The organism is Dethiobacter alkaliphilus AHT 1 (assembly GCF_000174415.1).
GTDB classification, from domain to species: Bacteria; Bacillota; Dethiobacteria; order Dethiobacterales; family Dethiobacteraceae; genus Dethiobacter; species Dethiobacter alkaliphilus.
The window spans coordinates 20325-33688 of record NZ_ACJM01000024.1 but is presented as its reverse complement, the minus strand read 5'-3'; the positions used below and the strand labels follow the sequence as shown (position 1 = coordinate 33688).

Here is a 13364-nt window from a genome sequence, read left to right as displayed (position 1 = left end):
CTCTATGTTAACCACATGCAAAAAACAGGTTGACAATGAAAATTGCCTCATGCTATAATCCTCCTAACAGAATAGAGGAGGCTGACAAATGAACCAGAAATTTGCTGTGCGTGATCTTGTTTTAATTTCCCTGTTTACCGCTTTGACCGCCATTATGGCCTACATTGTTATTCCTATGCCCGGTGGCCTGCCACCCATTACAGGACAGTCCTTTGCTGTGATGCTTGCCGGATTGCTTCTGGGTGCGCATAAAGGAGCCATGAGCCAGATTATCTATGTACTGCTGGGGATGGCCGGTATGCCAGTATTTGCCGGTGGAACTGCAGGGGCCGGAGTATTGGCTGGTCCTACCGGCGGTTTTATCTGGGGCTTTATACTTGGCGCTTTTGTAATTGGTAAAATTGCAGAAATGTCTAAACAACGTTCCTTGCCCGTATTATATCTGGCTGCTGTATTAGGTGGTATTGTGGCTGTATACACCCCCGGAATTCTGCAAATGGCCCGGTTTCTGGATATGCCGGTTTACAACGGCGTAGTGGCCATGCTGCCCTTTATTCCCGGTGATTTGGTTAAAGTGGCGGTGGCCGGACCCCTGGCCCTGAGAATCCTGGGCAGCTTGCCGGCAGCGTATACCACTACCACAGCTAAACCGAATACACAATAAGCCAAAAGTTTGCGAATTGCCCGATATGATCTCAGGTAAGCCAAAATTATTGGCTTACTTTTTTCTTTTATTTTGCTAAAATTGAGATGGGTACTGGGTTTGCAGTATAATGGAGTGGAGGAGTTGATAGTATGCGAAAGAATGTGGCGGAGATTTTTCAGACAGATATTTACGGTGTGACCTGTGAGTCGCTGTCTGCCTGTAAGGACAATCTGGAAGTGGTGCGCCGGATGATTGATGCCGGAGTTAAGATTATTCAGTACCGGGAAAAGGATAAAACCAAGCGGGAAAAATATGAGGAATGCCGTGTTATCCGGGAGATGTGTAAACCGGCCGGGGTATTGTTTATAGTTAACGATGATGTGGATATTGCCATCCTCAGTAAAGCCGGCGGTGTACATGTGGGGCCGGATGATCTGCCCGCCAATGCGGTGCGCAAACTGGTGGGCGAGGAGATGATTATCGGTGTCTCCGCCGACACTCCTGCCGATGTGGAGGATGCCATGGTCCGCGGCGCCGACTATGTGGGGGTGGGTCCGGTATTTAAAACCGGCACCAAGGCGGATGCGGGAGAACCGGTGGGCCTGGATTTGATTGAACATATCGCTAAAAATTATAAAATCCCGCTGGTGGCAATCGGCGGGATTAACGGAGAAAATATTGTGGATGTGCGGCGGCGCGGCGTGCCCTGCTCGGCCATGGTTTCTGCGCTGGTTTCCTGCGCTGATGTGGAAGCAGAGGTAAAAAAGATTCGGCAGCTAATTGCCGAGAGCGGCTGCTGATGCTCACTCTGCGGGCCCATCACCTGCTTTGCCTGCCTCGCTTCCGGGGCAGGGGCTATAGTGAGGAGTTTACCGCCAATATGGCAGCCGTTGCCAAAAGCCTTTCAGAGAATCCCCGGCAGCTGGTGCGGATTACCGACGGCCCCGATGATATCTGCGACTTTTGTCCGCACCTAAATAACAGGCAGTGTGTAAATGCCCGAAATGTCAAAAAGCGGGACCGGCAGGTACTGGCCTTTTTGGGATTACAGGCCGGCGAGAGCAGGGAGTATGCTTTCCTGCAGCAAAGGCTACACGCGCTGAAGGGCGCGGCGTTTCAGAAGTGCTGTGCTGACTGTGGCTGGCTTGACCTTTGTCTGAGCTTTGCGGAAGCTTAAATACCAGAGCCTGCCGTCAAAAAGCTCCTTTACCTGGATGTCTTCAGCTTTTTGCGGCACCAACGGGTCTGGAACGTTCACATCACTGTCGCTTTTGAAGAAGTTCTGTACTATGGGAATTTTGGCCAGCTTTTTAGTGAAGCGGTCTGTCTCATCCACCACTACGATTTTTGTTCCCGGCTTGGCCACGCGGTACATTTCCCGCAGGGCTAAATCGGGGTCGCCGAAAAAGTTAATGCCGCCCATATGGAAAACCACATCGAAAGAATTATCATAAAACGGCAGGGACTCTGCCGCTCCCAGAAACAACTCGGCCTCCAGGCCGATTTTTTTTAGGAGTTTTTTACACTGGCGCAGCTGGCCCGGGGAGATGTCCAGGCCGTAATACCTGGCATCCCGGGGCAAAAGGCGCAGGTTAGTGCCGGTGCCCACAGAGACCTCCAGCACCCGGTCTCCCGGTTTGATTTCCAGTTCGCACAGATACTCCCGGCGCACATCGTCTTCATCGGCCTGCATCAGCCGGATGGCTGCCCGGGTGACAAAATTGTAGAAGGGGGAGAGGTGGTCATACATCATTTGATAGCGTTTGTTGATACCGGTGACCGGTTTTTGGTGTAAAAAGTCCGCCACACCGTCACGAATGGGATAGGTTGTATTGCTCCCCGCCAGAACCTGGGAGCCGTCTTCATTTTCCTGCAAAATTAAAGGGGAACTGGTTTCGGGATCACAAAGCAGATCAAGTGTTTCCTCTCTCAACAGTTAGGGTCTCCTTTCTGTTATGCCGGCGCCACGCGGTAAAGAGAAAGATGATGGTCAGTACAATGCTGTAGCTGACGGCCAGGTTGCGCACCACGGCAATATCCACTAAAGTTGTATTGACGTAGGGGTGAATGCCTACCACATAATCCAGGTAATCGTTAAACAGATACCACCCTGATATGCCCACCGCATGGGAAAAGCGCAGCGGCAGTCCATAGTATACCCAAAACAGCACGGCCTGCAGCGCCATGCCAAAATGGCCTGTCCATAACAGAATGTTATCCGGCGAGCGGTCTCCCGCCAGGTGGTACAGTGTAATGATGGCCACCGTCCACATGCCGTGCTTTATCAGGCCGAAATAAGCCAGTCCTTCCCAGAACGAGGAACGTTTATTCTGCAAAAAGAGCACCAGAACGATAAAGAAATACAGCACGGTGAGCGGAGAATTGGGTACAAAGGGCCATATGTAAGCAGGTGTGGCTGCAAACTGATTACGGTACCACCAGAATCCATAAATGGTGCCGAAAAAATTGATGACTAACAGGGCATAAATAAAGTACCGGTTCGTAAATAAGATGTCCAAAATCTTTTGCATAATTACCTCCCATAAGAAAAACTAACATTAATTATAGCGGTTTTTCCTTGACATGTGCAACAGCAAGCTTTAATATAAAACAAATAGGTTTACTATGAATTAAAAACCCGGGAGGAAGACAATGGAGAAGAAGTGTTTTGGTAGCGGTGCGGGAACGGGACAGAAGCTGGCTACGCGGCTGGTACAAAGCGGTGTGCGGTTTGATCAGGCCACCGGAGCAGTGAGCGTCCCCATTTATCAGTCAGCCACGTACCGCCATCCTGCGCCGGGTGAAACTACCGGTTTTGACTATACGCGGATTAATAACCCCACCCGGGAAGCGCTGGAAGAATCCTTTGCAGCCCTGGAAGGTGCAAAAACTGCTTTTTCCTTTGCCTCAGGCATGGCGGCCATCACTGCGGTGATGATGCTTTTGGAAGCTGGCGACCATGTGATTTTAGGCGAGGAAATCTATGGCGGAACATATAAGTTGATGGATTGGATACTCAGTAAATATAATATCAGTACCAGTTATGTTGATGTTGGCGACAGTGCCGCTTTAGAAGCGGCAATCCTGCCCAACACCCGGGCGGTCCTGCTGGAGAGCCCTTCAAACCCGCTGTTGCGCAGCGCAGATATTGCTGCGGTGGCCAAACTGTGCAAAAGCCACAGAGTGCTGACCGTGGTGGATAACACCCTGATGACCCCTTATTTGCAGCGCCCCCTGGAATTGGGTGCGGACCTGGTGGTTTACAGCGCCACTAAGTTTCTGGGAGGCCACAATGATTTGCTGGCCGGACTGGTGGCCACCAATAACCAGCGTTTGGCCGGAGATTTGGCGGTTATTCAGCAAGGTGCCGGATTTGTCCTTTCACCGCAGGAAAGCTGGCTCCTGCTGCGGGGAATGAAGACTTTGGCGGTCCGCATGGACAGACAACAGGAAAATGCCTGCCGCCTGGCAGAGTGGCTAAACGGCCATCGGGAAGTGGAAACTGTCTATTTTCCCGGTTATAACGAAGTAGAAGTGCCCGGACAGGCCGACGGCCCCGGAGCAATGATTTCCTTTAGTTTAAAAGATGCCGCTTTGGCAAAAGAAGTGGTAAACAGGCTGCAGGTGATCACCTTTGCCGAATCGCTGGGTGGCGTGGAATCACTTATAACCTATCCTTACCTGCAAACCCATGCCGACATGCCACCTGAAACCCGCCAGAGACTGGGCATCCATGAACGTCTGCTCAGGCTGTCGGTGGGCATTGAGGATATCAGCGACCTGCAGGCCGACCTGGAGCAGGCCCTCACCCGCAAATGATAAGGATTGTGAGACAGAATCACCTGTCCCCCCTGTCTCAATGAATAAATTGGGACAGTTGACCTGTCCCCCTGTCCCAAAAAACTACCCCTCAGGGTTTTGCCTGAGGGGTAGTTTTTTATTCTTTCTTTTCTTTTACTGTTTTTTCGCCTTTGGCCTGTATTTTTGCTGCCGCTTCTGCTTCCATCTCTTCAAAGACGCGCAGTACCGCTTTTACCGAAGTGATTAGATTATCCCGTTCCGTTTCTGTCAGCCTCTCAGCCAGATTGCCGAAACGGCGGTTTCGCCGTTCAAAGACCAGGCTGGCCAACTGGCGCCCGTAGGATGTGAGATAGACCCGGACCACACGGCGGTCCTTTTCGTCCCCTTTGCGTTTCACCAGGTTGAGTTTTACCAACCGGTCCACCAGGCGGGTGGCGGCGCTTTCTGCCAGGTAGATTTCCTGGCTCAGGGCGCCCATGGTGAGATCATCCTGGATGTAGAGGATCAGCAGGGCGTTAATCTGTCCCGGTGTAATGCCCAGGCCCGTCAGTTCCCGCATTTCTTCAGCTTCCAGATAATGCATCAGTTTCGGAAAAATTTCCTGAAACGCTTTCGTGAACGCTTCGTATTGCTGCTCAGTCAAAATAAACCCTCCCTGAAATATATAATAATTCGTACTTTTGATACTGTGGGCTGCTTAATTTTCATAGATTATACCATGAACCATAGTAACATTACCAGATGTTTTACTTTAATCATAGCAAATATTGCAGAAAATGCAGCAAATAAAAAGAACCGAATAAAAAAACTTTTTAAAATTTTTTCAATTTAGCAGGAATTTTGGGTTCAATAACGAATTTGTCAGCATAAATATTTAACAAGTAAAAATATTTACAGGAGGTGCTAACCTGGTATGAGAAAGATTAAAAGCGCCGCTGTCCTGGGTGCCGGGACAATGGGAGCCAGTATTGCGGCCCATCTGGCCAATGTGGGAATCCCTTGTCTGGTCCTGGATATCGTGCCGCCGGGGTTATCGGAAGAGGAGAAAAAAGATCCGGCCCTGAGAACGCAGTTGGCTCGCCAGGGCGTGGAAAACCTGAAAAAGATGAAGCCTTCCCCGCTCTATGATGTAAACGATGTTAGCTTGCTGACACCGGGGAACCTGGAAGACGACCTGAGCAAAATTTCCGGCGTCGACTGGGTAATCGAAGTTGTGGCTGAAAGAATGGAGATTAAGAAGAGCCTTTTTGCACAGGTAGAAAAGTATTGGAAGCCGGGAACCATTGTCACCACCAACACATCCGGCTTGTCGGTAAATGAGATGGTGTCTGAGTGTTCTCCCGATTTTCGCAAGCACTTTTTCGGGACTCACTTCTTTAATCCTCCCCGCTACATGAAACTGCTGGAAGTTATCCCGGGAGAGGAAACTGATCCGGCCCTGGTGGAGTTTATGAAGGACTTTGGCGACCGGGTCCTGGGTAAGGGCGTTGTACTGGCCAAAGATACCCCGAACTTTATCGGCAATCGCATCGGTGTCTACGGTTTATTAGCTACTGTTGCTGCCATGAAGGAAGAAGGTTTTACCCCCGAAGAGGTGGATGCAGTGACCGGTCCGGCCATGGGCCGCCCCAAGAGCGCCACATTCCGCACTCTGGATATGGTGGGCCTGGACATTTTCCTCCACGTGGCCCAGAACGTAGGGGAAAAAGTTACGGAGGACTGGGAAAAGGCCGCCTTTGAGATTCCTGAGTTCCTGCAGCAAATGAATGAAAAACGCTGGCTTGGTGCCAAAACCGGTCAGGGTTTCTACAAAAAAGAGAAAAACGGTAAAGAGAAAAAGATTCTTACTCTGGATCTGGACACCATGGAATACCGTGAGCAGAAGAAAGCAAAGTTTGGCAGCCTGGAGGCGGCCAAGAATGCTTCATCTGTGCCGGGTAGAATTAAAGCTCTCTTAAAAGCCGATGACAAGGGCAGTGCTTTTGCCTGGAAGGCGCTGCGGGATATGATGATTTATTCTGCAGTCAAGGCCGAAGAGATTGCCGATGATATCGTCTCCGTTGACCGCGCCATGCGCTGGGGCTTTAACTGGGAGCTGGGGCCCTTTGAAAACTGGGATGCCATTGGTGTAAAGGAAACTGCCCAGCGCATTGAAGAGGATGGAAAAGAAGTGCCGGCACTGGTAAAAGAGATGCTGGCGGCCGGTATTGACTCCTTCTACAAAAAAGAAGAGGGCAAGACTTTCTTCTATGACTTTAAGACAAAGTCGTACAAAGAGCTGGAAGTACCCTTCGGCACCATTTTCATCTCCGACTATAAAGAAAAGAACGGTGTGATTAAGTCCAACACCGGCGCCAGCCTGATTGACATCGGTGACGGCGTAGCCTGCCTGGAAATCCATTCTCAGCGCCAGGCTCTGGGGCCCGATGTGCTCTCCATGATGATGAAGGCCGCAGATGAAGTGGAAAAGAACTGGGAAGGACTGGTGGTTGCCAGCGATACCAAGAACTTCTGCGTGGGCGCCAACCTGATGATGATTCTGATGGAAGCCCAGGCCGAAGAGTGGGATGAACTGCACCTGGCTGTCCGGCAGTTCCAGCAGGCCATGATGAGCCTGAAGTACTGCGACAAGCCGGTGGTGGCGGCACCGCACGGTATGGCTCTGGGCGGCGGTTATGAAATACTGGCCCATTGCGACCGCATTATGCCCGCCGCTGAGACCTACATGGGTCTGGTGGAGTTGGGTGTGGGGGTAATCCCTGCCGGCGGCGGTACCAAGGAAATGGTACTGCGCAGCTCAGAAGCACACATGGATAATAAAGATGTTGATTTAACACAAATGGTTATCAGCGCTTTCATGACGGTGGCACAGGCCAAAGTAGGCACCAGTGCCAAGGAAGCACAAAATCTGGGTTATATGCGTCCCACAGACCAGGTTGTGGTCAACCAGGACCGCCGCATTTTTGATGCCAAACAGGCCGTACTGGGCATGGCGCGGGCAGGTTATAAAGCGCCGCAAACCCGTAAGATCCGTGTTATCGGCGAAAACGGCCTGGGCACCATCAAGGCAGGTATCTTCAATATGAAGGAAGGGCGTCAGATCTCTGAATACGATGCCTTCCTGGCGGAGAAACTGGCCTACATTATGTGTGGCGGCAATGTGGATGCCAACACCTGGGTCACTGAGCAGTATCTGTTGGATTTGGAGCGTGAAGTATTTGTTGAGCTTTGCATGCAGCCAAAGACCCAGCAGCGGATGGCCCATATACTGAAAACCGGAAAACCGTTGCGTAACTAATTTGAGAATTTAAAGACAGGAGGGATAGAGATGAAAGAAGCGGTGATTGTCGCTGCGGTCCGCACACCGGTGGGCAGAGCAAAGCGCGGTGGGCTCAAAGATACACGGCCCGATGATTTGGCAGCACTGGTTTTGCAGGAAGTAATCAAACGCTCCGGCGTGCCTGCAGAGAAAATAGATGACATTATCCTCGGTTGTGCATTTCCGGAAGCGGAACAGGGGATGAATGTGGGCCGGATTGCGGCACAGATTGCAAAGCTTCCCGCTGAAGTTTCAGGGATGACGGTAAACCGTTTCTGTTCTTCAGGCCTGGAGAGTATTGCGCTGGCTGCGGCAAAAATCGGCATGGGAATGGCAGATGTGGTAATTGCCGGTGGTGTGGAAAGTATGAGCGCCGTGCCCATGGGGGGCAACAAAATGGCGGCCAACCCCACACTGATGAACGATTACCCACAGGCATATATGAATATGGGACTGACGGCAGAAAGGGTTGCCGAGCGGTATAATATCAGCCGGGAAGACCAGGACCAGTTTGCAGAGCGTAGTCACAGCCTGGCCGAAGAAGCTATTAAGTCCGGGAAGTTCAATGATGAAATTGTTCCGGTCCCGGTGAAAAAGAAATACTTTAACGCCAAGGGTCGGCTGGTGGTGGAAGAGGGTACCTTTACCATGGATGATGGTGTCAGGCCCGGGACCACTGCAGAAAAACTAGCTAAACTCCGTCCCGCCTTTATGCAGGGCGGCTCTGTAACGGCGGGTAACTCCTCACAGACCAGTGACGGGGCAGCAGCGGTGTTGGTAATGTCCAGAGAGAAGGCTGAAGAGCTGGGTGTTAAGCCCATTGCCGTATTCCGCGGTTATGCGGTGGGCGGTGTGGAAGCGGATGTAATGGGTATTGGTCCCGTTGCCGCCATTCCCAAGGTTTTGGCCCAAACCGGCCTCACAAAAGATGATCTGGATGTTATTGAATTAAACGAAGCCTTTGCCGCACAGGCGTTAGCTGTGGTGCGTACCCTGGAGCTGGATCCGGAGAAAGTTAATGTTAACGGCGGAGCCATTGCTCTTGGCCATCCGCTGGGCTGTACCGGTTCCAAGCTGACGGTGACACTGTTGTCCGAGATGGAGCGCCGTAATGCGCGCTACGGACTGGTTTCCATGTGTATCGGCGGCGGCATGGGTGCTGCCGGCATCATTGAACGACTATAAATGAGGTTGAAGGAGGTTTAATAAATGACTGATTTAATTAAAGGCGGTTCGTTTCTGATTTCCAAAACCGATCCGGAGCAGGTCTTTACACCGGAGGATTATAACGATTTTCATAAGATGGTAAACGACACTGTGGCAAACTTTATCAAGGAAAAGGTAATGCCCGCTTCCGAAGAAATTGAGAAAATGGAAGAAGGGGTTACCACCGGCCTGATGAAGCAGATGGGTGAATTGGGCTTTTTGGGCAGTGATATCCCGGAAAAGTTCGGCGGCTCCGAAGCCGACAAAATCACCTCTCTGATTATCACCGAGCAGGTTTCCCGCGGCGGTTCCTTCTCCGTGGCCTTTGGCGCCCACACTGGAATCGGCACCCTGCCCATCTTGTTCTTCGGTAATGAAGAACAGAAGAAGAAGTACCTCCCGGGCCTGGCCAGCGGCCAGAAAATTGCCGCCTACGCTCTCACCGAAGCGGATGCCGGCTCCGATGCCATGAACGCCAAAACTAAGGCTGTGCTCACCGAAGACGGCAAACACTATGTCTTAAACGGCTCCAAGCAGTTTATCACCAATGCCGCCTGGGCCGATGTGATCATTGCTTATGCCAAAATTGACGGCGAAAAGTTCACCGCCTTTATCGTGGACCGTGATACCCCCGGTGTCTCCATCGGTGCAGAAGAGCACAAGCTGGGCATTAAAGGCTCCTCCACCGCTTCTGTTATTTTTGAAGACGCCAAGGTGCCGGTGGAAAACGTGCTGGGCCAGATCGGCAAAGGCCATCAGGTTGCCTTTAACATCTTAAACATCGGCCGCTACAAGCTGGGTGTGGGCTGCTCCGGTGCCGCCAAGTATGCCCTGGAAGTGGCTTCTGCTTACGCTCAGGAGCGTCAGCAGTTTAACCTGCCCATTGCCAAGTTCGGCATGATTAAAAATAAGATTGCCGATATGAACATTCACACCTATATCACCGAAAGTATCTGCTACCGCACCGGCGGACTGATTAACTCTCTGGTGGAAAATCTGGATATGGACGCCGAAGATGCGGGCCAGAAAGTATCGGAAGGCATTCAGGAATATGCCACCGAGTGCTCCATCGTTAAGATTGTGGGTTCGGAAGCTCTGGATTTTGTGGCCGATGAGTGCGTGCAGATTCTGGGCGGCTACGGCTATTGCTCAGAGTACCCGGCGGAGCGGATCTACCGTGACAGCCGCATTAACCGTATCTTTGAAGGCACCAACGAAATTAACCGTCTGATTATCCCCGCCACCCTGCTGCGCAAAGCTCAGAAAGGCGAGATTCCTCTCATTGAAGCGGCCATGAAGCTGCAGGAGGAGCTGTTGATGCCCTCCATGCCCGAAGATTCCGATGAACTGCTGGGCAAAGAAGAGCAGGCCATTGAAAACTTCAAGAAGATCTTCTTGCTGGTATCCGGTACCGCCGCTCAGAAATACGGGGAAAAACTGATTAAGGAACAGGAAATCCTGGGCAGAATGGCGGACATGGTTGATGAGGTCTTCAGTGCGGAAAGCGCCATGCTGAGAGCCCGCAAAATTGCTGCCAAGCAGGGCGAAGAAGCTGCTGCTCTGGCTGTTAAGATGACTTCCTGCTACGTAAGTGATCTGGTACCCAAGTTTGATGCCTGGGCCAAGGAAGTTATTGCCGCCATGGAAGAAGGGGACACCAAGCGGACCCTGTTCTCCGTACTGCGTAAACTGACCCGCTATGAGCAGGACAATGTATTCCAGCTTAAGCGTGACATCGCAGATGCTGTATACAAGTCCAACAAGTATACAGTAATCGCGTAGCCAATACTCCTCCTCTTGAACCGCTCCTTGCTTGTGAGCGGTTCTTTTTTTCTGTTATAATAAAGATTGGAGAGGAGTGGGACTATGCTTGTTGTGGGGCTGACCGGCGGAATTGCCACAGGTAAATCCACCGTTGCCGGAATGTTTGCTGATTTAGGCGCCTACCGCATTGATGCGGATCAACTGGCGCGGGAAGTAGTTCAGCCGGGTAATCCGGCATGGGAAGCCATTGTGCGCTATTTTGGCGATGATATACTGGAAAAGAGCGGGCAGTTGGACCGCAAAAAACTGGGAGATATTATCTTTGCCGACCCCCAAATGCGTCAGGTATTAAACGGGATGACCCATCCTCCGGTGCGGGCGCTGCTGCGGGAGGAGCTGGCCCGGGCCCGGGACCAGGGTTCCTGTGTTGCTTTGGTGGAGGTGCCCCTGTTATATGAGGCCGGGTTTGAACGGGATGTTGACCGGGTCATCGTGGTGACCACAAGCCCCGCTGCTCAACGGTCCCGGCTCATGCAGCGCTCCGGTCTGACCCGGGAGGAGGCCCGTTTGCGCATTGAGGCTCAGATGCCTCTGTCGGAAAAAGTGGCTCGTGCCGATTTTGTCATTGATAATGACAAAACATTACCGGAGACAAAGGCCCAGGTTTTAAAAGTATGGCAGATCCTGCTGCAGGAGTGTGGTTGATGACCCAAAATATTAAATGGTTGCGCATGCTTTTTGTTATCCTGGTTTTTCTTTTACTAATAGCCGCTGTAATGCGCACACCGCAATTTCGCCGGCTTTCTTACCCCTATGCGTACCGGGAAATAATTGAAGAGTATGCCGCCGAATACAGGGTGGATCCCCTGTTGGTGGCTGCTGTAATCCGTGAGGAAAGCAAATTCAATGCCGATGCGGTCTCCCGCAAGGGAGCACTGGGCTTAATGCAGCTGATGCCGTCTACCGCCCAGTGGATTGCCCCTCAGGTAGGCATAATCAATCTCACCGATGAAATGCTTTTGGACCCGGAAATAAATATCCAACTGGGCACCTGGTATCTGGCCAACCTGGCCAAAGAGTTTGACGGCAGACACGAATTGGTGATTGCTTCATACAACGCCGGACGGGGAAAAGTGGCCTCCTGGCTCAGAGACGATGTCTGGACCGGCCGCTATGAGGATCGGGAGCAGATACCCTTTGGCGAAACCAGAATATTTTTGCAGCGTGTAATTGGCTCTTACCGCAACTATCAGGAACTATACCGCTAATAAATCCTGCAGCCGCGCTTTAATTTCAGCGCGGCTATTTTTTTCTAAAAAGAGCAAGGTTTTTTTAATAACTTGCAAAATTGTGCGTAGTATAATGGCACCAAAGCAAATTTACCGGGAAGATAAGCAATTATTGTCCGGGAAATGTAATCGTGTTAAAATAAACAAGGCATACTGGAGGTAGTGAAATGTCTGTGCGTACTATGCTGGACAAGAAAAGCTGGGCTGTGGTGGGCGTTTCCAAGAATAAGCGCAAATTCGGGTATAGGGTGTACAAAAGACTAAAAGATGCAGGCTACACCGTCTATGCCGTCAACCCCAATCTGTCTGAGTTGGACGGTGACCCGGTGTATGCAGACCTGGCTTCGCTGCCGGAGGTGCCGGAGGTGGTAAACTGTGTGGTTCCACCGGAGGTTACCACCAGCATTATCCCCCAGTGTGCAAAAGAAGGGATAAAATATGTCTGGATGCAGCCCGGTGCCGATTGCCGGGAAGCGTTTGCTCTGGCTGAGGAAAATAACATTGAAGCAGAGAGGGCATGCGTCATGGTAGAGCTGGGCAGGCTTTAAAACGGGAGGGATTGTGATGGCCGGCCATTCCAAATGGGCCAATATCAAACACAGAAAAGCACGGGTAGACGCGCAAAAAGGAAAGGTTTTCACCAAAATTTCCAAGGAAATCATGGCAGCAGTACGACAGGGTGGCGGTGACCCCAACAATAACTTCCGCCTGCGCCTGGCGCTGCAGAAAGCGCGTTCGGTTAATATGCCCAACGACAATATTCAGCGGGCCATCCAAAAAGGTGCCGGTGAATTGGAAGGCACCAATTTCGAGGAAATCATCTACGAGGGCTACGGCCCGGCGGGTACCGCGGTGATGTTGGAAATCCTCACCGATAACCGCAACCGTACCGCCGGTGAAATTCGCCATATTTTCTCCAAAAGCGGCGGCAGCCTGGGGGAAACAGGCTGTGTGGCCTGGATGTTTAACCGTCGCGGTTATCTGGAGGTGTCCAAAGAGGGCCATGATGAAGATGAGTTAATGCTTCTGGCTTTGGATGCGGGTGCTGAAGACTTTGAGGCCGGAGAAAATGCCTTTGAGATTTACACCCGTCCCGATGACTTTGAAGCGGTAAAAGAAAAAATGGAAGCAGAGGGTATCAGCTTCGGGGAAGCTGCCATCACCATGATTCCCGAAACCACGGTGGAGGTGCCGGATGTGGAAGGGGCTAAAAAAGCTCTGGCGCTCATTGAGGCTCTGGAAGACCATGATGATGTGCAAAATGCCTACACCAATCTGGATGTGCCTTCCGAAGTGATGGCGGAGTTGGAAAACGAATAAGTTCTTGCATAAACGCCCC

General features: G+C 51.4%; 14 protein-coding genes. 11 read left to right on the top strand and 3 right to left on the bottom strand.

All coding sequences use genetic code 11. The features are described from left to right. The first annotated feature begins 88 nt into the window (after positions 1-88). The 3 genes from DEALDRAFT_RS14895 (at position 89) to DEALDRAFT_RS16615 (ending at position 1823) form a co-directional block, all read left to right on the top strand. Complete coding sequence (locus DEALDRAFT_RS14895) at positions 89-664, top strand: biotin transporter BioY (RefSeq protein WP_008518985.1); 576 nt, start codon at positions 89-91, stop codon at positions 662-664. Between the two features lie 131 nt (positions 665-795). After that, positions 796-1446, top strand: coding sequence for a thiamine phosphate synthase (thiE, locus tag DEALDRAFT_RS14890; protein ID WP_008518983.1), 651 nt, complete (start codon positions 796-798; stop codon positions 1444-1446). Continuing rightward, the gene (locus DEALDRAFT_RS16615; protein ID WP_008518981.1) at positions 1446-1823 is read left to right on the top strand and encodes a DUF1284 domain-containing protein; all 378 of its coding nucleotides are present in this window, start codon (positions 1446-1448) and stop codon (positions 1821-1823) included. Before thiE ends, DEALDRAFT_RS16615 begins: the two co-directional genes overlap by 1 nt. On the opposite strand, the gene DEALDRAFT_RS14885 is transcribed toward DEALDRAFT_RS16615, so the two are convergent. Both DEALDRAFT_RS14885 and DEALDRAFT_RS14880 read right to left on the bottom strand, forming a co-directional pair. Beyond that, positions 1737-2579 carry a class I SAM-dependent methyltransferase gene (locus DEALDRAFT_RS14885; protein ID WP_008518979.1) on the bottom strand — a complete coding sequence of 281 codons (843 nt, stop codon included), beginning with the start codon at positions 2577-2579 and terminating at the stop codon, positions 1737-1739. The genes DEALDRAFT_RS16615 and DEALDRAFT_RS14885 overlap by 87 nt on opposite strands. Beyond that, positions 2560-3177, bottom strand: a complete 618-nt coding sequence (locus tag DEALDRAFT_RS14880) for a DUF1405 domain-containing protein (RefSeq protein WP_008518976.1) — start codon at positions 3175-3177, stop codon at positions 2560-2562. Before DEALDRAFT_RS14880 ends, DEALDRAFT_RS14885 begins: the two co-directional genes overlap by 20 nt. Before the next feature lie 121 nt (positions 3178-3298). Between DEALDRAFT_RS14880 and DEALDRAFT_RS14875 the strand changes: the two genes are divergently transcribed. Continuing rightward, positions 3299-4465, top strand: a complete 1167-nt coding sequence (locus tag DEALDRAFT_RS14875; RefSeq protein ID WP_008518974.1) for a trans-sulfuration enzyme family protein — start codon at positions 3299-3301, stop codon at positions 4463-4465. A 118-nt stretch (positions 4466-4583) separates the two neighbouring features. Here the strand turns inward: DEALDRAFT_RS14875 and DEALDRAFT_RS14870 are convergent, their stop codons facing one another. Next, positions 4584-5090, bottom strand: a complete 507-nt coding sequence (locus tag DEALDRAFT_RS14870) for a MarR family winged helix-turn-helix transcriptional regulator (protein ID WP_008518973.1) — start codon at positions 5088-5090, stop codon at positions 4584-4586. 270 nt (positions 5091-5360) lie between these two features. Between DEALDRAFT_RS14870 and DEALDRAFT_RS14860 the strand changes: the two genes are divergently transcribed. The 7 genes from DEALDRAFT_RS14860 to DEALDRAFT_RS14830 all read left to right on the top strand — a co-directional run bounded on the left by DEALDRAFT_RS14860 (position 5361) and on the right by DEALDRAFT_RS14830 (position 13345). Next, positions 5361-7745, top strand: a complete 2385-nt coding sequence (locus tag DEALDRAFT_RS14860; protein ID WP_008518970.1) for a 3-hydroxyacyl-CoA dehydrogenase/enoyl-CoA hydratase family protein — start codon at positions 5361-5363, stop codon at positions 7743-7745. A 30-nt stretch (positions 7746-7775) separates the two neighbouring features. Beyond that, positions 7776-8951, top strand: coding sequence for a thiolase family protein (locus DEALDRAFT_RS14855; RefSeq protein WP_008518968.1), 1176 nt, complete (start codon positions 7776-7778; stop codon positions 8949-8951). 24 nt (positions 8952-8975) lie between these two features. Beyond that, complete coding sequence (locus tag DEALDRAFT_RS14850) at positions 8976-10754, top strand: acyl-CoA dehydrogenase family protein (protein WP_008518966.1); 1779 nt, start codon at positions 8976-8978, stop codon at positions 10752-10754. 84 nt (positions 10755-10838) lie between these two features. Then, on the top strand, positions 10839-11441 hold the full coding sequence (gene coaE, locus DEALDRAFT_RS14845; protein ID WP_008518962.1) for a dephospho-CoA kinase: 603 nt from the start codon (positions 10839-10841) through the stop codon (positions 11439-11441). Beyond that, positions 11441-12004 carry a lytic transglycosylase domain-containing protein gene (locus DEALDRAFT_RS14840; RefSeq protein WP_008518959.1) on the top strand — a complete coding sequence of 188 codons (564 nt, stop codon included), beginning with the start codon at positions 11441-11443 and terminating at the stop codon, positions 12002-12004. Before coaE ends, DEALDRAFT_RS14840 begins: the two co-directional genes overlap by 1 nt. Positions 12005-12192: 188 nt before the next feature. Then, complete coding sequence (locus DEALDRAFT_RS14835) at positions 12193-12573, top strand: CoA-binding protein (RefSeq protein WP_008518957.1); 381 nt, start codon at positions 12193-12195, stop codon at positions 12571-12573. Positions 12574-12589: 16 nt separating this feature from the next. After that, positions 12590-13345 carry a YebC/PmpR family DNA-binding transcriptional regulator gene (locus DEALDRAFT_RS14830; protein WP_008518956.1) on the top strand — a complete coding sequence of 252 codons (756 nt, stop codon included), beginning with the start codon at positions 12590-12592 and terminating at the stop codon, positions 13343-13345. Positions 13346-13364 lie beyond the last annotated feature (19 nt).

What these genes read in the sequence shown, in the direction of transcription:
- DEALDRAFT_RS14835 (WP_008518957.1), top strand. Translation starts at nt 12,193, where the DNA reads ATGTCTGTGCGTACTATGCTGGACAAGAAAAGCTGGGCTGTGGTGGGC.
- DEALDRAFT_RS14895 (WP_008518985.1), top strand. Translation starts at nt 89, where the DNA reads ATGAACCAGAAATTTGCTGTGCGTGATCTTGTTTTAATTTCCCTGTTT.
- DEALDRAFT_RS14880 (WP_008518976.1), bottom strand. Translation starts at nt 3,177, where the DNA reads ATGCAAAAGATTTTGGACATCTTATTTACGAACCGGTACTTTATTTAT.
- DEALDRAFT_RS14850 (WP_008518966.1), top strand. Translation starts at nt 8,976, where the DNA reads ATGACTGATTTAATTAAAGGCGGTTCGTTTCTGATTTCCAAAACCGAT.
- DEALDRAFT_RS14875 (WP_008518974.1), top strand. Translation starts at nt 3,299, where the DNA reads ATGGAGAAGAAGTGTTTTGGTAGCGGTGCGGGAACGGGACAGAAGCTG.
- DEALDRAFT_RS14860 (WP_008518970.1), top strand. Translation starts at nt 5,361, where the DNA reads ATGAGAAAGATTAAAAGCGCCGCTGTCCTGGGTGCCGGGACAATGGGA.
- DEALDRAFT_RS16615 (WP_008518981.1), top strand. Translation starts at nt 1,446, where the DNA reads ATGCTCACTCTGCGGGCCCATCACCTGCTTTGCCTGCCTCGCTTCCGG.
- DEALDRAFT_RS14830 (WP_008518956.1), top strand. Translation starts at nt 12,590, where the DNA reads ATGGCCGGCCATTCCAAATGGGCCAATATCAAACACAGAAAAGCACGG.
- thiE (WP_008518983.1), top strand. Translation starts at nt 796, where the DNA reads ATGCGAAAGAATGTGGCGGAGATTTTTCAGACAGATATTTACGGTGTG.
- DEALDRAFT_RS14840 (WP_008518959.1), top strand. Translation starts at nt 11,441, where the DNA reads ATGACCCAAAATATTAAATGGTTGCGCATGCTTTTTGTTATCCTGGTT.
- DEALDRAFT_RS14855 (WP_008518968.1), top strand. Translation starts at nt 7,776, where the DNA reads ATGAAAGAAGCGGTGATTGTCGCTGCGGTCCGCACACCGGTGGGCAGA.
- coaE (WP_008518962.1), top strand. Translation starts at nt 10,839, where the DNA reads ATGCTTGTTGTGGGGCTGACCGGCGGAATTGCCACAGGTAAATCCACC.